13 protein-coding genes, 2 tRNA genes and 3 rRNA genes are annotated in these 20,306 nt (G+C 42.5%); 15 read left to right on the plus strand and 3 right to left on the minus strand.

Features of this window, described 5'->3' with window-relative positions; genetic code table 11:
- Positions 1-22: 22 nt before the first annotated feature.
- The 8 genes from KV40_RS10025 to KV40_RS10060 all read left to right on the plus strand — a co-directional run bounded on the left by KV40_RS10025 (position 23) and on the right by KV40_RS10060 (position 10,467).
- Positions 23-1,514 (plus strand): 16S ribosomal RNA (locus KV40_RS10025).
- A 134-nt stretch (positions 1,515-1,648) separates the two neighbouring features.
- Positions 1,649-1,725, plus strand: a tRNA-Ile gene (locus KV40_RS10030).
- A 79-nt stretch (positions 1,726-1,804) separates the two neighbouring features.
- Positions 1,805-1,880 (plus strand) — tRNA-Ala (locus KV40_RS10035).
- A 206-nt stretch (positions 1,881-2,086) separates the two neighbouring features.
- Positions 2,087-4,898 (plus strand): 23S ribosomal RNA (locus KV40_RS10040).
- Between the two features lie 102 nt (positions 4,899-5,000).
- Positions 5,001-5,118 (plus strand): 5S ribosomal RNA (gene rrf, locus KV40_RS10045).
- Together the 16S, 23S and 5S rRNA genes with 2 tRNA genes alongside form the textbook arrangement of a ribosomal RNA operon.
- Positions 5,119-5,243: 125 nt before the next feature.
- Positions 5,244-7,976: a UPF0182 family protein gene (locus KV40_RS10050; protein ID WP_036480443.1), complete on the plus strand. Its 2,733-nt coding sequence runs from the start codon at positions 5,244-5,246 to the stop codon at positions 7,974-7,976.
- 894 nt (positions 7,977-8,870) lie between these two features.
- Complete coding sequence (locus tag KV40_RS10055) at positions 8,871-10,286, plus strand: chloride channel protein (RefSeq protein ID WP_036480444.1); 1,416 nt, start codon at positions 8,871-8,873, stop codon at positions 10,284-10,286.
- 1 nt (position 10,287) lies between these two features.
- Positions 10,288-10,467 carry a hypothetical protein gene (locus KV40_RS10060; protein WP_036480445.1) on the plus strand — a complete coding sequence of 60 codons (180 nt, stop codon included), beginning with the start codon at positions 10,288-10,290 and terminating at the stop codon, positions 10,465-10,467.
- A gap of 18 nt (positions 10,468-10,485) precedes the next feature.
- Here the strand turns inward: KV40_RS10060 and KV40_RS10065 are convergent, their stop codons facing one another.
- Together KV40_RS10065 and KV40_RS10075 are read right to left on the minus strand one after the other, a co-directional pair.
- Complete coding sequence (locus tag KV40_RS10065) at positions 10,486-11,316, minus strand: alpha/beta fold hydrolase (RefSeq protein ID WP_036480446.1); 831 nt, start codon at positions 11,314-11,316, stop codon at positions 10,486-10,488.
- A 273-nt stretch (positions 11,317-11,589) separates the two neighbouring features.
- On the minus strand, positions 11,590-12,573 hold the full coding sequence (locus KV40_RS10075) for an ATP-binding cassette domain-containing protein (RefSeq protein ID WP_036480449.1): 984 nt from the start codon (positions 12,571-12,573) through the stop codon (positions 11,590-11,592).
- Between the two features lie 203 nt (positions 12,574-12,776).
- Between KV40_RS10075 and accA the strand changes: the two genes are divergently transcribed.
- The 7 genes from accA (at position 12,777) to KV40_RS10110 (ending at position 19,447) form a co-directional block, all read left to right on the plus strand.
- Positions 12,777-13,784, plus strand: coding sequence for an acetyl-CoA carboxylase carboxyl transferase subunit alpha (accA, locus tag KV40_RS10080; RefSeq protein ID WP_036480451.1), 1,008 nt, complete (start codon positions 12,777-12,779; stop codon positions 13,782-13,784).
- A 213-nt stretch (positions 13,785-13,997) separates the two neighbouring features.
- Positions 13,998-14,726 (plus strand): SDR family oxidoreductase, encoded by a 729-nt coding sequence (locus tag KV40_RS10085; RefSeq protein WP_036480454.1) that lies wholly within the window; start codon positions 13,998-14,000, stop codon positions 14,724-14,726.
- A gap of 61 nt (positions 14,727-14,787) precedes the next feature.
- Positions 14,788-15,507 carry a GTP cyclohydrolase I FolE gene (folE, locus tag KV40_RS10090; RefSeq protein WP_036480455.1) on the plus strand — a complete coding sequence of 240 codons (720 nt, stop codon included), beginning with the start codon at positions 14,788-14,790 and terminating at the stop codon, positions 15,505-15,507.
- 339 nt (positions 15,508-15,846) lie between these two features.
- Complete coding sequence (locus KV40_RS10095; protein ID WP_036480458.1) at positions 15,847-16,503, plus strand: glutathione S-transferase family protein; 657 nt, start codon at positions 15,847-15,849, stop codon at positions 16,501-16,503.
- 88 nt (positions 16,504-16,591) lie between these two features.
- Positions 16,592-17,821 carry an MFS transporter gene (locus KV40_RS10100; RefSeq protein WP_036480459.1) on the plus strand — a complete coding sequence of 410 codons (1,230 nt, stop codon included), beginning with the start codon at positions 16,592-16,594 and terminating at the stop codon, positions 17,819-17,821.
- A 54-nt stretch (positions 17,822-17,875) separates the two neighbouring features.
- The gene (locus KV40_RS10105; RefSeq protein ID WP_036480462.1) at positions 17,876-18,181 is read left to right on the plus strand and encodes a hypothetical protein; all 306 of its coding nucleotides are present in this window, start codon (positions 17,876-17,878) and stop codon (positions 18,179-18,181) included.
- Between the two features lie 498 nt (positions 18,182-18,679).
- Positions 18,680-19,447: an RNA polymerase sigma factor SigF gene (locus KV40_RS10110; protein WP_036480463.1), complete on the plus strand. Its 768-nt coding sequence runs from the start codon at positions 18,680-18,682 to the stop codon at positions 19,445-19,447.
- Positions 19,448-19,575: 128 nt separating this feature from the next.
- Here the strand turns inward: KV40_RS10110 and queC are convergent, their stop codons facing one another.
- On the minus strand, positions 19,576-20,265 hold the full coding sequence (gene queC, locus KV40_RS10115) for a 7-cyano-7-deazaguanine synthase QueC (RefSeq protein ID WP_036480465.1): 690 nt from the start codon (positions 20,263-20,265) through the stop codon (positions 19,576-19,578).
- Positions 20,266-20,306 lie beyond the last annotated feature (41 nt).

The raw sequence follows: 20,306 nt of genomic DNA on the forward strand, positions 1-20,306 counted from the left end.
GACTCGCTCAATGGTGAAGTTCACCATGGAGAGTTTGATCCTGGCTCAGGATGAACGCTGGCGGTATGCCTAACACATGCAAGTCGAACGCTCTTTTATAAGAGAGTGGCGGACGGGTGAGTAACGCGTGAGAATCTGCCTTCAGGATGGGGACAACAGTTGGAAACGACTGCTAATACCCAATATGCCCTTAGGGGTGAAATGTATTTCGCCTGAAGAGGAGCTCGCGTCCGATTAGCTAGTTGGTGGGGTAAGAGCCTACCAAGGCAGCGATCGGTAGCTGGTCTGAGAGGATGAGCAGCCACACTGGGACTGAGACACGGCCCAGACTCCTACGGGAGGCAGCAGTGGGGAATTTTCCGCAATGGGCGAAAGCCTGACGGAGCAATACCGCGTGAGGGAGGAAGGCTTTTGGGTTGTAAACCTCTTTTCTCAAGGAAGAAGCAAGTGACGGTACTTGAGGAATCAGCATCGGCTAACTCCGTGCCAGCAGCCGCGGTAATACGGAGGATGCAAGCGTTATCCGAAATCATTGGGCGTAAAGCGTCCGCAGGTGGCATATCAAGTCTGCTGTCAAAGACTAGAGCTCAACTCTGGAAAGGCAGTGGAAACTGGTAAGCTAGAGTACGGTAGGGGTTGAGGGAATTCCCAGTGTAGCGGTGAAATGCGTAGATATTGGGAAGAACACCAGTGGCGAAGGCGCTCAACTGGGCCGTAACTGACACTCAGGGACGAAAGCTAGGGTAGCGAAAGGGATTAGATACCCCTGTAGTCTTAGCTGTAAACGATGGATACTAGGCGTTGCTTGTATCGACCCGAGCAGTGCCGTAGCCAACGCGTTAAGTATCCCGCCTGGGGAGTACGCACGCAAGTGTGAAACTCAAAGGAATTGACGGGGGCCCGCACAAGCGGTGGAGTATGTGGTTTAATTCGATGCAACGCGAAGAACCTTACCAGGGCTTGACATGTCCGGAACCTGCTGGAAACAGTGGGGTGCCTTCGGGAGCCGGAACACAGGTGGTGCATGGCTGTCGTCAGCTCGTGTCGTGAGATGTTGGGTTAAGTCCCGCAACGAGCGCAACCCTCGTCCTTAGTTGCCAGCATTAAGATGGGCACTTTAGGGAGACTGCCGGTGACAAACCGGAGGAAGGTGGGGATGACGTCAAGTCAGCATGCCCCTTACGTCCTGGGCTACACACGTACTACAATGGTTGGGACAAAGGGCAGCTAACTCGCAAGAGCAAGCGAATCTCAGCAAACCCAGCCTCAGTTCAGATTGCAGGCTGCAACTCGCCTGCATGAAGGAGGAATCGCTAGTAATCGCAGGTCAGCATACTGCGGTGAATTCGTTCCCGGGCCTTGTACACACCGCCCGTCACACCATGGAAGTCGGCCACGCCCGAAGTCGTTACCCTAACCTTTCGAGGAGGGGGATGCCGAAGGCAGGGCTGGTGACTGGGGTGAAGTCGTAACAAGGTAGCCGTACCGGAAGGTGTGGCTGGATCACCTCCTTAAAGGGAGACCGATGGAAAAGCAATAGCAACAAAGCTGTTGCCAGACACCACAAAATCCCCAAGGTCATCAAGCAAGCAGGTGAAGGGTAAAAATTTCGTCAAACTAGATTGGGTTCGCCATTAATAGAAACAAAGGGCTATTAGCTCAGGTGGTTAGAGCGCACCCCTGATAAGGGTGAGGTCCCTGGTTCAAGTCCAGGATGGCCCACCACTAAATTAAGTAAGAAGTAAAAAGTAGAAAGTAATAAGTAAGAAACTTATCAAAGCTACAATTGACTTCTGAAATTTGTGGGGGTATAGCTCAGTTGGTAGAGCGCCTGCTTTGCAAGCAGGATGTCAGCGGTTCAAGTCCGCTTACCTCCACCAGAAACTAGAAAGCCAAGAGTAGCAACGACTAGCACCATCTCTCAAAATAGCTAAAGCGAGAGAGAATGCTGGGGGTTAAACTCAGCAACAGAACCTTGAAAACTGCATAAAACAAAACTAAAGCCAAGTAAAAATTGTCATTAGGTAACAAAAAACTAAGATAAAGTCCAGGTAAGTAAAAATTACCGAGCAAGACCAAATAAATAGGTCAAGCTACAAAGGGCTAACGGTGGATACCTAGGTACACAGAGGCGAAGAAGGACGTGGCGACCGACGAAACACTCCGAGGAGCTGGAAGCAAGCAATGAGTCGGAGGTCTCCGAATGGGGCAACCTATTAGAACGGTCTACCGAATATATAAGTAGATGCGAGCCAACCCAGCAAACTGAAACATCTTAGTAGCTGGAGGAAGAGAAAGCAAAAGCGATTCCCCGAGTAGCGGCGAGCGAAACGGGAGCAGCCTAAACCAACGACTAAGGTTGTTGGGGTAGTGGGACAGCCATCAAGGAAGGAACAAGCTAGACGAAGCAGCTGAAAACTGCACCAGAGAAGGTGAAAGTCCTGTAGTCGAAAGCCGAAGCCACCAGGCTGGATCCCGAGTAGCACGGAGCTCGTGGAATTCCGTGTGAATCAGCGAGGACCACCTCGTAAGGCTAAATACTACTGTGTAACCGATAGCGAAACAGTACCGCGAGGGAAAGGTGAAAAGAACCCCGGCGAGGGGAGTGAAATAGAACATGAAACCGTTAGCCTACAAGCAATGGGAGGACGATTGAACGTCTGACCGTGTGCCTGTTGAAGAATGAGCCGGCGACTTACAGGTAGTGGCAGGTTAAGGAGAAAAAATCCGAAGCCAAAGTGAAAGCGAGCCTGAAGAGGGCGTATTGTCACTAGTTGTAGACCCGAACCTGGGTGATCTAACCATGTCCAGGATGAAGCTTGGGTAAAGCCAAGTGGAGGTCCGAACCGACCGGCGTTGAAAAGCCGGCGGATGAGGTGTGGTTAGGGGTGAAATGCCAATCGAACCCAGAGCTAGCTGGTTCTCCTCGAAATGCGTTTAGGCGCAGCGGTCGAAGAAAAGCGGAGGGGTAAAGCACTGTTTCGCTGCGGGCTGCGAGAGCGGTACCAAAGTGAGGCAAACTCAGAATACTCCGTGAAGTTCGACCAGTGAGACGGTGGGGGATAAGCTTCATCGTCGAAAGGGAAACAGCCCAGACCACCAGCTAAGGTCCCCAAATGGAAGCTAAGTGATTAAGGAGGTGGGAGTGCACAGACAACCAGGAGGTTTGCCTAGAAGCAGCAATCCTTGAAAGAGTGCGTAATAGCTCACTGGTCAAGCGCTCCTGCGCCGAAAATGAACGGGGCTAAGCATCCTGCCGAAGCTGTGGACTAGAAAATTCTAGTGGTAGAGGAGCGTTCTGTGAAGGGAGAAGCACTAGCGGCAAGCAGGTGTGGACGACACAGAAGCGAGAATGTCGGCTTAAGTAGCGAAAATTAGGGTAAGAATCCCTAACCCCGAAAGCCTAAGGGTTTCTCCGGAAGGCTCGTCCGCGGAGAGTTAGTCGGGACCTAAGGCGAGGCCGAAAGGCGTAGTCGATGGACACAGGGTGAATATTCCCTGACTTCAACCAGGGAGTGATGCTGGGGACGCATGAGGAATAGCTAGAGTTGCGCTTTGGAAGCAAGTCTAGTAAAAAGTAGTGCCAAGAAAAGCCAGTAGCACGATGAAATGGTTGGACCCGTACCCGAAACCGACACAGGTAGGCAAGTTGAGAAAACTAAGGGGCGCGAGATAACTCTCTCTAAGGAACTCGGCAAAATGACCCCGTAACTTTGGGAGAAGGGGTGCCACCGAGAGGTGGTCGCAGTGAAGAGGCCCAGGCGACTGTTTACCAAAAACACAGGTCTCTGCCAACTCGAAAGAGGAAGTATAGGGGCTGACGCCTGCCCAGTGCCGGAAGGTTAAGGAAGCTGGTTAGCGCGGTGACGCGCGAAGCTGACGACCGAAGCCCCGGTGAACGGCGGCCGTAACTATAACGGTCCTAAGGTAGCGAAATTCCTTGTCGGGTAAGTTCCGACCCGCACGAAAGGCGTAACGATCTGGGCACTGTCTCGGAGAGAGGCTCGGCGAAATAGGAACGTCTGTGAAGATACGGACTACCTGCACCTGGACAGAAAGACCCTATGAAGCTTTACTGTAGCCTGGAATTGGGTTCGGGCTTCGCTTGCGCAGAATAGGTGGGAGGCGTAGAACTATTCCTCGTGGGGGATAGGGAGCCGCAATGTGAGATACCACTCTAGCGAGGCTAGGATTCTAACTTCAACCCGTAAGCCGGGAGAAGAACAGTTTCAGGTGGGCAGTTTGACTGGGGCGGTCGCCTCCAAAAAGGTAACGGAGGCGCACAAAGGTTCCCTCAGGCTGGATGGAAATCAGCCAGAGAGTGTAAAGGCACAAGGGAGCTTGACTGCGAGAGAGACAACTCAAGCAGGGTGGAAACACGGTCTTAGTGATCCGACGGTGCTGCGTGGAAAGGCCGTCGCTCAACGGATAAAAGTTACTCTAGGGATAACAGGCTGATCTCCCCCAAGAGTTCACATCGACGGGGAGGTTTGGCACCTCGATGTCGGCTCATCGCAACCTGGGGCTGAAGTAGGTCCCAAGGGTTGGGCTGTTCGCCCATTAAAGCGGTACGTGAGCTGGGTTCAGAACGTCGTGAGACAGTTCGGTCCATATCCGGTGCAGGCGCAAGAGCATTGAGAGGAGTCTTCCTTAGTACGAGAGGACCGGGAAGAACGCACCGCTGGTGTACCAGTTATCGTGCCAACGGTAAACGCTGGGTAGCCAAGTGCGGAGCGGATAACCGCTGAAAGCATCTAAGTGGGAAGCCCACCTCAAGATGAGTGCTCTCATGGAGTAATCCAGTAAGGTCACGGGAAGAACACCCGTTAATAGGCGCTAGGTGGAAGAGCAGCAATGTTTGTAGCCGAGGCGTGCTAACAGACCGAGGGCTTGACCTCAAACAAAATCAAGTAGAATGTTACCCAATGGCAATTGACGAGGCGGCAAGATTTGGTTTATGCAGTCTTGAGGGTTGGAAAGACCAGAGATATAGAGATATTCCTGGTGCTTTGAGCACGGTGGAACCACTTCGACTCCATCCCGAACTCGAGAGTGAAACGCTGTAGCGGCGAAGATACTTGGAGGGTAGCCTCCTGGGAAAATAGCTCAGTGCCAGGTTAAATTTTTTTTATAATTAAGACCCTAGCGAGATAGCTAGGGTCTTTGTTTATTTATAATAAGACTGAAGAATTGAGACTAATAATATAGTTTGGTTTTCTTCAGTATTTAAGCTTTTTAGAGTAATGCAACTTCAAAAAAAGATATCGCTCGCTATTATTGTATTGGCGATCGCAGGTTTGACTTTTGCTTCTACCTTAATTCACTTATTAACAGAGCTATGGTGGTTTGAAGCGGTAGAGTTTGCCGATATTTTTTGGAAACGAATTAGTTGGCAAATTATTATTTGGGTTGGTACTCTGACTGTTTTTGCTCTATTTCTTTGGTTAAATTATTGGTTGGCATTACGCTTGACTAAAGATAGAGCGTTTCGTTTTTTGGAAGCTAGTGCATTAGAACCTTTTACTAAAAAAGTTGCTAACTATATCGCTATAGTCTTAATTTTTCTAAGTTCTTTTGCAGTGGCTAATGCTAGTTCTAGTGCCTGGGAAACTATTTTAAAGTATTTTAACGCCACAAATTTTAACAGTAGCGATCCAGTTTATGACAAAGATATTGGCTTTTATTTATTTCGTCTTCCTCTTTATGGCAGTATACAAGATTGGTTATTAACTCTATTAATTGCAGGGTTGGTATTAGCAGCACTCGTATATCTTTTTAAAGGTACAATTCAGTTTAATTGGCAGTGGAAAAGCTTTGTAGTAGAGCGCAATTGGCATAGACTATTAACCAAACCAATAAAAATTCATCTTAGTTTATTACTTGCTGCGATCGCAATTAATGTTGCCTTTGACTTTTGGTTAGAACGCTACGAACTATTATATTCTTCTGCTGGTGTAGTTTGGGGAGCAGATTATACAGATACTCATGCTAGGTTATTAGCTTACTGGGTAATGACTTTTGGCTCTATTTTGCTCGGTGTATTTTTAATTGCTGCCATATGGTCGAGAAGGGCTTTGCTACCAGTATATGGAATTATTGCCTACACGATTGTTTTAATTCTCGTAAACGGAATATACCCAGAATTGCAACAGCGACTGATAGTAGAACCCAACGAACTTGCTAAAGAGTTGCCCTATATCAAACATAATATTGCCTATACGCGATCGGCATATAACTTAGATCGTATAGAAGATAACGATTATCAAGTTTCTAACACTGCCAATAGTATTCAACCTCAAAATCGAGCCACTATTGATAACATTCGCCTTTGGGATTATCGAGCATTACTAAGTACCTATCGACAATTACAAGAAATTCGTTTTTACTACAGGTTCAAAGACGTAGATGTCGATCGCTACACTATAGACAATAACTATCGTCAAGTTATGCTTTCTCCCAGAGAATTTGACTACTCAAAAGTACCTCAAACCGCACGTACCTGGGTCAATCAGCGCCTCAAATATACTCACGGTTATGGTTTAGTAATGAACCCCGTTAATCGAGTAACTTCTGATGGTTTGCCAGTTTTCTGGATTAAAAATATTCCCCCCGTTTCAGAAGTAGATTTGCAAGTTAAAGAACCTGCAATTTATTACGGTGAAGAAACTTCAGACTATATCTTTACGGGAATGAGTACTCCAGAGTTTGACTATCCTCGTGGAGATGAAAACACTACTACTAAATATGATGGTGCTGGCGGCGTACCAATTCCCAGTTTATTACGCAAATTGGCTTATGCTTACGACCTTGGCAGCTTAAAAATTTTAATTTCTCAATACTTTACTTCAGACTCTCGCATTCACTATCATCGTCAGGTTAGAGAGAGAGTTAGTCACGTAGCACCCTTCTTAAAATTCGATCGCGATCCCTATATTGCGCTTATCAACGGTAGATTGCAGTGGATTATCGATGCTTATACTACAAGCAAGTATTATCCTTACTCGGAACCTGTAGCTCACGAAAACGAAACTAATTTAATTGAAGATCGAAATATTAACTATATTCGCAACTCGGTTAAGGTAGTTGTCGATGCTAAAGATGGCACGATGCAGTTTTATATTGTTGACAACCGAGATCCAGTTCTGGCAACTTACCGTAAGATTTTTCCCACTCTATTTAAAGCTTCTAATACTATTCCTCCAGAAGTTAAAGCACATTTTCGCTATCCTCTGGATTTATTTAAAATTCAGGCAAAAATGTATTTGACTTATCACATGAGCGATCCGCAGGTATTTTATAATCGCGAAGACTTATGGCGGTTTTCTACCGAACTTTATGACGGCGCACAGCAACCAAGCGAACCATATTACTTGATTATGCGTTTGCCAGGAGAAGACCGAGAAGAATTCGCGTTAATTTTACCTTTTACTCCCGTCAATAAAGACAACATGATTGCCTGGATGGCAGCACGCTCTGATGGTGAGAACTACGGTAATTTATTACTATATGAATTTTCCAAACAGGAACTAGTCTACGGGCCGTTTCAAATTGAAGCTAGAATCGATCAAAATCCCGAAATTGCCCAACAGTTAACCCTGTGGAGTCAGCAAGGATCGCGAGTAATTCGTGGCGATTTATTAGTAATTCCAATTGATGGTTCTTTATTGTATGTCGAACCCATATACTTACGTGCCGAACAGGGCGAACTTCCAGAACTAAAACGGGTTATTGTCGCTTACAACAAAGATGTAGTAATGACTCCAACTTTGGAACAGTCACTAGCGCAAGTATTTGGAGATTCTCCACCAGCAGCTACAGCTACGCAACCAACCGCTAACAATATAAATTCTGATTTAACGCGTTCTGCTTTAGATACTTATCAAAAGGCTCAGGAGGCATTAAGTCAGGGGAATTGGGCAGAATACGGACGCTATCAACAACAGTTAAAAGAGATTTTACAGGAGTTGGATCGCTAAAAAATCGTGGCGCGATTGAGCGAGTTTAACAAACTTTAGTAATATTTCTGTGAGTTTAAATTTACGTCTAAGCGAAATTTAAGCTATTGATTCACCACATGACGCTAACAAAATATCAGGGTCATTTCATTCTAGTTTTGAGTAACGAATTTAGGTGCTTTGAAGCACCAATAGATAAATATCGATGAAATTATACATGGTATTTTTGTGAACGTATAAAATTTCGTGGTTTAGAATGAAATAGCCCTGACAAAATATAGTTGTCGGTATTATCTTTAGCAACTTTAATAAGTACGGCAAAAGCAGAATCGTTATCAAAACCAGATAAATCTATTGCTGCATCATTTTTAGCTTAAAATATACTTTTATCAAGCGAAATTTCTATAAGTGGCTTGCAATCCATTTTTTTAAATTAAATAACAAGCTCATTATAATCATATCTTTTTTCCAAACAAAAACGAGTAAAATACAATACTTTAATTTAGATACGTTACTGTCAATTCACGAGCTTATCGCGCTATCGACACAAGCACTTATAATTTTGATAAATATTCAATTATTGCATATACTAAGCACAAAAAGCGCATTAAAAAATGTGTAAAAACCAAAACAGTATTAGTTTACACATTCGATATATCTAAGTTTAGATAAATTTAAAAATAATAATTGATGTTGGTATTAATTAAATAATTATTCACGGCAAAAGCAAACAATTATCATATTTAGCCCCAACTAAAAGCAATTTCAAACTAGCCCAGATGGATATTTGATTTGCTTCTGATTTGTTCTTTAATATTAAATTGTTAACATATCTTTGCCGTAAAATAATATTTTAAAAAACTATTTATCAACCCCGTAAACATCAAAAATTTTTTTTTATTTATAGGTAAATATATGTCTTCAAATGTTCGAGATAGTAATTTTTTAAACGAAAACAGTATAGAAAATAGCGATCGCAATCAACTTACATACTCGCAACTGATTCTTTGTGCTGTGGTTATCGGGATCTCAGGCGGTATGGTTGCTACCATATACTACTTCGTACTAGAAACAATGATGCACAGTATGTGGCATACTTTACCAGAAATAGTCGAACCACTATTTCCTGGCTGGCTACCTGCTGGTAACTATGTTTGGATTGCTACTACAGTTGGTGGTTTTTTTGTCGGTTTGGCTCTTTACTTCCTGGGACTTCCTGGAGAAATGGCTCAGGTAGTCGATAAGATCCATAATCCAGGTAAGATTGATATTCGCAAAAGTCCCGCGATGGTTATTGCTTCTTTGATTGCCATTACTTCTGGAGGGAGTGCGGGACCAGAAGCTCCTTTAGTACAGGTTAATGGTAGTTTGGGCAGTTGGTTGGGAGATAAATTAAAACTAACCAAGTCTTCCATCAGGATTTTAACCTTTTGCGGTATGAGTGCGGCTTTAGGAGCTTTTTTTGGCGCACCAATTGGTGCAGCACTTTTTGCTTTGGAAATACCTCATCGTCGGGGTTTGCAATATTTTGAAGCGATCGCTCCTGCTATTATTGCCGCCATTCTTTCTTTTGCTGTATTTCGGCTCAATACTGGCATGACTATTGGCGGTTTCTATCATTTTGAGGAAGTTCCTGCCCTTTCTCCCCAAAATTTGTTTGAAGGTTTGGTTTTGGGCTTTATTGGTGCGGGATTAGCAGTCATGTTTATTTTTGTTTTTCGTTTAATTGGCAAATTACTCGAACCTTTAGAACACGATAGAATTTTGCTGGCGACTTTGGGCGGACTGTCAATTGGTCTAATTGCTTTTGTTTTTCCCCAAACCCTATTTTTTAGCGAAGCGCAAATTCAGACAGTAATTGAAACTGGGGCGAGTTTGGGAGCGGGTTTATTATTAGCGATCGCAATAGCTAAAATGTTTGCTATTAGTTTTACACTTCATTCTGGCTTTTTAGGTGGTTTTATTTTCCCTTTGTTTTTTATTGGTGCTAATGCTGGTTATGCAGTTTCTCTAGCAGTACCACAAGTTCATCCAACGGTAGGTATGGTTTGTCTGATGGCGGCGGTAAACGTAGCCGTAACCAAAACTCCAGTTAGTACCAGTATTATTCTTAGCGTACTTTCAGGTACGACCATGCTGCCTGTAATTGCTATATCCAGCTTTGTTAGTTTTGTTTTAACTAGCCAAATCTCGATGATTAAGACACAGCGTAGTCGAGATTTAGAGGAAGTTAGTTCTTCTAGCTTGATTTTAGAGAAAGTAACTTCAGTTAATGAAGAAGACACTGCTGTTCTCGGTCTGAATAAAATAAAAGCCTTGGTAAATAACTAATATGTCAATTGTAAATTTTTTGGTGGCGATCGCCATATTGCTATTTTCAACTTGCCTTTTCTGTCTGCTTATGACTACAAATCTGGGTTGGGGTCCCGTAGTTTATGTTAGTTGTTTCCTTGGCGGCATAGTCCTTATAGGTTGGACTGGTGTTGCTTGTCTCGATCTATTCAAAGATTGAAAAAATTTTTCGCTCGAACTACAAACTCCGAACTCCGAACTTATGTACTTCGGGGTGAAATCTCAACCATTGCTCGATGTCTGTCAGTACTAACTGGGGTATTTCCCAGGGAAAGAGATGGGCATGAGGATAACTTTTCCAATGACAATATTTTAAATGCCTAGCGGTTTCTCGACTAGAATCGACAGTAATATGGCGATCGCTTTCTCCTGCTAAGACCAAACAGGGAATTTCTATTTTCTCTAAATCTGCTAAACGATTGTAACCTTCTCCTATAGCCCGATTTAGAGCTTTGCTAGCCGCTGCCGAAGTCTGCAAATAGGCAGGTACACCTTCTTTCGCCAGATATTGATAAGCTGCTGGTGTTTGCTCTGCAAGTAAATAGCGAAACAGCGATCGCTTGCCAAAAGTATCGATGTTCCACTGCCACCCTGGTAGAACATAGTTAACTATTCCTCCTACGCCAGTAAACAGTAAATCTTGCCAACTAACCGCAGGATGACTGCTTAGAGGGCGTGCTGCTGAAGCGATTAAAATTAGTCCGCTAAAGCGATCGGGGTCTGCTAAAGCCAATTCTAGAGCCAAAATTCCGCCTAAAGACCAGCCTAATAACAAACAGCGATCGATTTGATATTTATCTAGTAAGATTTGAAGATCGTGTAAATGATCTTTCATTTCAAAATTCTCTCGCGCTCGGCTTTTACCATAACCTCGCAGATCTGGTGCTAGTGTTTGATATTCGCGAGAGAAATAGTTAGTAAATACAGACATACTAGTACTAGATCCTGGGTGTCCGTGTAGACAAAGAATGGGATAGCCCTCACCTTTAATTTCAACATTCAAATCCATAAACCGTATTTAGATCGAAACCTGTAGTTTTTTAGATGACCGTTCTAGGGAACAGGGAACGGCGGGGCGTATTAACTCCGCAACCAAGCTACGGAGACAGCCCCTTGGCAATAGGGAATAAAAAAGAAGCGGAAAGAAATAAATTACTTTCTACTTACCCTTCGGGAGCGGAGCGTTCCCTTGCGCCTGACGGCGAACAGCGCATACGCGCAAACGCCGCCAGGCGGCTCTGAGGCGGTAGGCTCTGTGGGTCTCCGCTCTACTTCCTACTTCTTACGTTACCGTCCCCGCACTAAAAAGACGACCAATTACTTCTTCTATCGGCGGTTCGCTAACGCTCATATCCTGAATTTGTAACTCAGAAAGCAAACGCGAAATAGTAGCGGTCAAATCTTCTCTTCTTACCAAAAATCTTACCTGTTGTCCGTCGATCGCTTTGACATCTCCATACTGAGATAATTTGTCTGTTGGCAGGTGCCGAGCGAGTTCTACTCTTACTTCGCGACAGGGAGCAAAACGGGCTAACAGTCCTTCCAAACTGCCATCATAAATTAGCTGTCCTTGATGAATTAACAATACGCGATCGCACAAAGCCGTAATGTCTGCCATATAGTGGCTGGTAAGTAAAATAGTTGCCTGATAGCGATGATTGTACTCTTGCAAAAATTCTCTTACTGCAACTTGAGCATTAACATCCAAACCTAGAGTCGGCTCGTCGAGAAACAAGACTTGCGGATGATGCAGCAGCGCGGCTAACAATTCTGCCTTCATTCTTTCCCCTAAAGACAACTTGCGTACTGGCTGGATTAACTTGCTTTCAATATCGAGCATCCGTGCGAGTTCGCTTAATCGCTGCTGAAATACTTTATCGGAGAGATTATAAACCGCAGCATTAATTTTGAGTGAATCGAGAGCGGGTAAATCCCAAAGAAGCTGCTGTTTTTGTCCCATCACCAAACTGGTTTTGTGTAGAAACTGCGGTTGGCGACGAAAGGGAGTATAGCCAGCTACTTTAACCTTACCTTCAGAAGGATGAATTAGCCCAGTTAGCATTTTTAAGGTAGTAGTTTTACCCGCACCATTGGCACCTAAAAAACCTACCACCTCTCCTGGTTCGATATAAAAGGAAACATTCTGTACTGCTTTAATTTCGCGATAGGTACGGCGAAAGAAATGAGTTAGCGTTCCTTTGATTCCTGGTTGCTTGACCGCAACTGGATAGATTTTGCTAAGATTTTCAACTGCAATAATAGACACGGAGTTTCTCAAATAAAAATCGACTACTCGATTAGTTTGCCGTTTGTCGATCTCTGTTAATAGTTTACAGGTTTTAAAAAAGATCGTTTTCGGGGACAATAAAATTGAAACTTTTATAGTTAATAAACATTCATCAATAAAGATCCCGTTGAGGATAATGATAGTTTACGAGTACTATTGGCAAAAATAAATTTTAGTACGGTATGTCTAAACCCAAACGCACATTTTTACTAGATTTTGAGAAACCTCTTTGTGAATTAGAAGCAAGGATCGATCAAATAAAAAACCTGGCAGAAGAAAATCAGGTAGACGTTTCGGCAGAAATATTGCAGTTAGAAGCAAGAGCCGAACAACTGCGTAAAGAAATATTTAATTCTCTCACACCTGCTCAAAGATTGCAGTTAGCCCGCCATCCCCGTCGTCCTAGCACTTTAGACTATGTTCGAGCGATTACCGATGAGTGGATCGAACTACATGGCGATCGCGGCGGCTATGACGATCCCGCATTAGTTGGAGGAGTGGCTAGAATTAATGGCAGACCATTGGTAATCTTGGGACACCAAAAAGGTAGAGATACTAAAGATAATGTCGCTCGTAATTTTGGCATGGCTTTTCCTGGAGGCTATCGTAAAGCCCTCAGACTGATGGAACACGCCAATAAATTTGATATGCCAATTTTAACCTTTATCGATACACCAGGGGCTTGGTCGGGAGTCGAAGCTGAAAAACTAGGGCAGGGAGAAGCGATCGCCTATAATTTACGGCAAATGTTTAGCTTTACGGTGCCGATTATCTGTACCGTTATTGGCGAAGGTGGTTCTGGAGGTGCCTTGGGAATTGGTGTTGGCGATCGCCTGTTAATGTTAGAAAATTCGGTTTATACCGTTGCTAGCCCCGAAGCCTGTGCGGCAATTTTGTGGAAGGATGCTAAAAAAGCCGATCGCGCTGCTGCTGCTTTAAAAATTACTTCCTGGGATTTAAAAGAGTTGGGAATAATTGATGAAATTGTACCAGAACCAACTCGCGGAGCGCACGCCGAACCTTTAGAAACTGCTGTCAATCTTAAAACAGCTATTTGGGAAAATCTAGAAAAACTCTTGCAAATGCCCCCCAAACAAAGACAAGACCTTCGCTATCAAAAGTTTCGTAATATGGGCATATTTGAAGCTACGGCTTTAGAAAAATCGAAAAATGTCAAGCTATCTTCATAGACAGTAGCAATTACCAATTAAAACAAAGAATTTATTGATGATAAACTTGCGGTCGGGAGATTTTAAAGCGAGACATTACCAAGAGAAATTACGAGGATGCTATAATTGCTAAGGCAATATTTTGTTACATTACATTATGTTTAATGTGCTATTGCTAAGAACTATTTAGCGTCAAGCTATTTTTTTAACAAACAGTTTTAACTACAGACAATAATGAATCCACCCCCAAATCAGCTACGAGCGATAGTGACAGGCGCGAGTAGTGGCATCGGCAGAGCAACTGCTTTAGCGTTTGCTAAATCGGGAATTGACGTAGCTTTAGTTAGTCGTTCCCTGGATAAATTAGAAGCGGTAGCTGAGGCGATCGAAACCATGGGAGTAGTGGCAAAAGCATATTCATTAGATTTGTCAGTTGTAGACCGAGTTAAAGAGCGCGTAGAGGCGATCGCTAATGATTTTGGCGATGTCGATATTCTAGTCAACAATGCAGGCATGGGCTATACTAACCATCTAGCAGAAACACCCCTGTCCGACTGGCAACAAATACTCGACCTCAACCTGACTAGTGTTTTTCAGTGCATACAAGGTGTTTTACCTCAAATGCGCCAGCGTCAGCGAGGAACAATTATTAATGTTGCCTCTATCGCTGCCCATCGTGCTTTTCCCAACTGGGGAGCATACAGCGTTAGTAAAGCTGCCGTAGTGGCTTTAGGAAAAGTATTAGCGGTAGAAGAATCATCTAACGGTATTCGTGTGGTTACTATTTCGCCAGGTTCGGTCAATACTCCAATCTGGGATACCGACACCGTAAGCGCGGATTTCGATCGCCAAGCAATGTTGACTCCCGAAGCCGTCGCTCAATCTATACTCCATGCAGCTTTACTACCATCTCAGGCGGTAGTTGAAGAAATGACCGTCATGCCTAGTGGAGGGGCTTTATAAGGTAAATGACGCTCACTAGTTTAATATCAGCAAGATCGAGGAGTTTTACTCACAATTAATTATGACCAGAGCTTTTTCTAACGGTTCTTCCAAGTCTTTTAACAACAGTGCTTCCAATCCATTAAAGTCTAATTTATCAGAAATTAATAGTCGTCCAGATCGAAACACTCATAATGGCAAGGAAGCCGAAATTCATGCGACTACAGAAGCAGCCAAAGAACAAATGATGGATGCTGTACGCATTATGTTAGAGTCTGTTGGAGAAGATCCAGAGCGAGAGGGTTTATTAAAAACTCCCAAACGAGTTGCCGAAGCCATGCAGTTTTTGACTCAGGGCTACAAGCAATCTTTAGAAACTATTGTCAATGGCGCAATCTTTGATGAAGGACATAACGAGATGGTGCTGGTGAGAGATATTGATTTCTTTAGCCTCTGCGAACATCATATGCTGCCATTTATGGGTAGAGCGCACGTAGCCTATATTCCCAATCAAAAGGTAGTCGGCTTGAGCAAGCTTGCCAGAGTTGTCGAAATGTACGCTCGTCGTCTTCAGGTGCAAGAACGTCTTACCCGTCAAATTGCCGAAGCTATTCAAACAGTATTAGAGCCTCAAGGAGTTGCAGTCGTTATGGAAGCAACTCATATGTGTATGTCGATGCGCGGCGTACAAAAACCTGGTTCCTGGACGGTAACTAGCGCGATGTTGGGTGCGTTTCAAGACGAGCAAAAAACTCGCGAAGAGTTTCTCAACCTGATTCGCCACCAGCCAAGCTTTATGTAATAACTTTTTTGTAGCTTGGTGTTTAGCTTAAACGAAGTATAATTTATCCTTTGGAAAAACAAAGACAATGACGGTAAAATGCTCGATCGCCTTGCGAGTTACTGTTATTGTCTTAATTTGTATTTACTATCAGTTGAGCTATAGCAGTGGACAGAGGGATTATAACACCCCTGTATCAATGAACAGTAAACAATGAACAATTTTCATTGACCACTGATATCTGCTCATTGCTCATTGTCGAAGGGTTAAGCATCTTAGTTTTGACTGTCTTGGCGAGCGTTCCCTTGCGTCTTTCGCCGACGCGGGTTCTCGCCGCTTTTGACTTTTAACTTTTTCTCTATGTTGAAATTTTACTATTCTCGCTTGTCTGTAAACGCTCGCAGAGTTTGGGTTACTTTATTGGAAAAGAATCTAGAATTTGAACCGATTTTAATGAAGCTAAACGGCGACCAGTTTCAGCCAGATTTTCTTCAACTCAATCCCTTTCATCACATACCAGTATTAGTAGATGAAGATTTTAGTATTTTTGAATCTCTAGCAATTCTCGATTATTTAGAAGCCAAATATCCCGAAACTTCATTAATGCCTACCGATGCTAGAGATATTGCTAAAGTTCGTATGCTCGAATTAGTTACCGTTAACGAATTACCGCCAGCCTCTATTGCTTTAATGAAACAGATGTTGGATGTAGATGTTGCTGATAAGCAAGTAGATGCAGCCAAGCAAACTATGGCAACAGCATTACAGTATTTTGAAGCTAATTTAACAGCTAATTCTGAATATTTTATAGGCGATCGCCTGACCTATGCTGATATTGTAGCAGGAACTGCGGTAGCATCTATTCCCTTGTTGGGTATTTCCCTGGAACCTTATTTAAGGGTAAGCAAATGGCTGGATAATTTACAGCAAAGAGCCAGTTGGCGACAAACCGCCCCTGCTGCCGAAGATATCGAAAAATCTAAGACAGTAATGAAGGCGATACTGCAAAAAAGATAGAAAGATAAACTCAAACCTCCAGCAACTGATAGATAGGCGATCGCATCAATTAAAGTTATGCTTTAATGCTAATAAATTAAATTTTTAGATGAAACAAATCTGGCGACAGCAATTCGATCTACCGCCTATATTTTGGCTAGTTACCGCAATTGCCTTTATTAACTCGGTTAGCTTTACCATAATTATTCCTTTACTCTATCCTTACGCCAAACAATTTGGGTTGAGTGATTTTCAAGCCAGTTTGTTAACTACAGCATTTGCTCTGTCTCAATTTCTGGGAACGCCAATTTTGGGAAGCCTTTCAGATCGTTTGGGACGTAAATCCATACTAATTGTGAGTCTGGCAGGAACGGTACTGGCGAATGTTGTTGCCAGCATGGCGGCAGTTGCCTGGTTGCTTTATGCTGCCAGAGTTTTAGACGGTTTGACTGGCGGTAATACTTCGGTTGCCAGGGCTGTTATTAGCGATATTACCGATGCTTCCCAACGCCCTAAAGCCTTTGGAATTTTTAGTGCTACTTTTCGTTTGGGTTTTGTTGTCGGTCCGTTTTTAAGTTATCTAGCACAACAATTACCTACCGTCGCGGGAATTTCTTCTTTAGGAATGAGCTTTGTAGTTAGTGCGGCGATCGCTGCTATCGCTTTAATACTTACAGTAATATTTTTACCAGAAACGCGATCGCAAAAAGGAAATTTTAAATTAAGCTGGAATGATTTTGCCTTTGGCAAGATTGCTAAGTCGGCAACTATTCCCAAACTAGGACAGTTGTTTATTCTGACGTTTTTAAGCGGTAGTACCTTTACTATTTTTACCTTTGCCTTTCAGCCATTTTTTCTCAACGTACTCGATCGAGATACCAAAAGTCTGGCGATTATGTTTGCCATTGTCGGTATGCTAGGGTTTATTTCTCAGGTGGTTGCTCTAGAACCTTTGAGCAAACGCTTTAATCTGATGAATATTATTGCTGTAACCCTGGCAATAAGAGGGCTGACTTTTATGCTCATGCCTACTTTTCCTACTTTTGCCGCGTTTGTAGTAATTTTGAGTATTTTTGGTTTGGTTAATTCTTTTCCCATGCCGTTAATCGATACAGTGCTGTCACTAAATACCAGTCCTCAAAAACAGGGAGAAGTATTGGGAATTAATGCTGCTTATTTAAGCATCTCTAATGCGATCGGACCGATTATTTCTGGTTTACTGGTTAGTTTTGATTATCAAACTCCCTTATGGATTACAGGTGGCTTAACTTTATTAGTGGCTGGTTTTGCTACTTATTTAAAACCGAAGTTTGATTGCAGCTCAAAAGTAGTTTCATAAGATAGCTTAAAATATAACTATACTGCTTTAAATATTTATTAATTTTATAAATCTATGTATCAACCAGAAGACCAATTCGACAACGATAAATCTCTGCAAAAATTTCAAAACTCCGAATTAAATTTCGATCCTTCCAACGAACCAAAAATTACTTCAGTCGATAATTATCAAGCACAAAAAAAACAAATAGTAAATTTGTTCAAGAAGCTAATTATTGGCGGTTTAGTTGGTGGTCTTATTTTAGGAATTGGTGTAGTAATACTACTCAAAAAGTTAGGTCTGACCGATCGCCCAGAGCCAAGAGAAACATTGCCTAAACCTGCGACCGAACAGATTAATTTTTTACCAAATATCGACTAAATTATTCATTCCTATTTGTTCTGTTCAAACTAAAAGTATGGCTATAAAAGCTTGCTCTGCTCTTTAGTTTTGGTAGATCGACTTCCGATCTAAAACATTCGGTTATTTTTTTGTAAATTGCTGTTTTAAGTTTTGACTTTAAGTATACTCACGTACATAAAAGCCAAAGATCGGACAAATCAAAAAAATCGAGATGGGAGCAAGGCTGAGAATCTTTTTGAACAGAGAAGAAGATTTAGAATATCTCGAACAAAGTTGGGAGAATAAGCAGCGAACATATAACAATTCTCCACTAGATTAAGTAACAGATAGCCAAACTAGCGTATTGTCATTTTTAGTTTTTTTTCCGTATATGTGCTGAGAATAAAAAAAAAATATTTTAATTTTCCGTAAAACAACTATGGTATAGCTTTGTCAAACATTAGACAATAAAGTTTAAATTGACCCATCGAATATGGAACTTCATGGGGTTGCTGTTATCATAGCTTTTATTGATTTATGTCTACTCAATCTCTTAGTTATCAATCTATAGAGCTGCTTAAAATTTATTTTAATAGTCCTTCTTTAGAACTACGCAATAAATTAGTAGAATTAAACGCTGGTTTAGTGCGTAAAGTCGCTCACCAAATCTGCCGAAGATGTAACGAACCTTATGAAGATTTGGAACAAATTGGTTATTTAGGTTTAATTAGAGCTATCGAACGTTTTGAGCCTTATCAAGGAGCGGCATTTAGCTCATTTGCAATACCATACATTCGCGGCGAAATGCTGCACTATCTTAGAGATAAAGGCAGCATGATGAGAATTCCTCGCCGATGGCAAGAACTCTATACTAAAGGCAAAAAACTAAGAAAAGAATTGACAGAACAGTTTGGTCGTTTGCCTAACGATTTGGAAATTGCTAATGGTTTGGATGTGCCACTTGAAGAATGGAGTGAGTGTCGTCTAGCATTACAAAATCGCTTGCCAATTAGTTTAGATGCTGTAGTTAATAATGCTTTAGACTCTTCTATAACAGTCGGTGACACAATTGCCGATCCTCGTGCTGCTGAATTGAGGAAATTAGAGGACGATAAAATGCAGTTGCAAAAAGCATTGAATACTTTAGAAGATAAAACCAAAGCAGCTATAGAGTGTGTTTTTTTGTGGGATTTACCCCGTAAAGAAGCTGCAAAACATATTGGCATTAGTCCAATGACCGTAACCCGACATTTACACAAAGGCATCAAGCAGTTGGGTATAGTGCTAGAAGCTAAAGTAGCGTAAATATTAGTAACTCGCTCAATAGTTTGGTCTTTAAAATTGATAAATTTACTAGAAAAAGATATTTAACTTGTTTTAAAATTAAGTTTGAGGTTATAAAAAAATATCCTAAAAAACATTTTATATTTAAACTATTTATAATTATTATTTTGAGCAAAGGGACTGACTAAATCCAATCTTCCAATTTCAATAAGTGCGCGATCGCGTATCCGACAAGAGTCGCATCTACCGCAGGGAGTTGCTTGTCCTTGATAGCAAGACCAGGTATCGGCGATAGGTACATTTAACTCTAGCGCACGACGAACTATATCGACTTTAGAAGCTTTAGCTAAAGGTGCGATTAGTTGGGGCGCATGACCTTCGATACCAGCTTTAGAAGCGAGGTTGGCTAAATTTTGATACGCCTGTAAATATTCGGGGCGACAATCGGGATAACCCGAATAGTCTACAGCATTAATGCCAAGATATATAGCAGATGCACCTTTTGCTTCTGCTAGAGAAAGAGCGATCGCGATAAATACCGTATTACGCCCTGGTACGTAAGTTGAAGGAATAATATCTGACTGTACGCCTTCTTGAGGTAAAGTTTGAGTAGTATCGGTTAATGAAGAACCACCCCACTGAGCTAAATTAACATCAATAATATAGTGTTCGCCGATATTTAACGCCTCGGCAACTTTGGCTGCCGAACGTAGCTCTTTTTCATGGCGTTGTCCGTAGCGAAAAGAAAGGGCGATCGCTTCGTAATTGTCTGCGATGGCAATTGCCGCCGTAGTAGCTGAATCTAAGCCCCCAGATAGTAAGACAACTGCTTTATTCATAAACAAATACTGTTTTTACTACTTTAGATCGTTTTTGTAGA

The sequence above is a fragment of the Myxosarcina sp. GI1 genome (assembly GCF_000756305.1).
Lineage (GTDB): Bacteria > Cyanobacteriota > Cyanobacteriia > Cyanobacteriales > Xenococcaceae > Myxosarcina.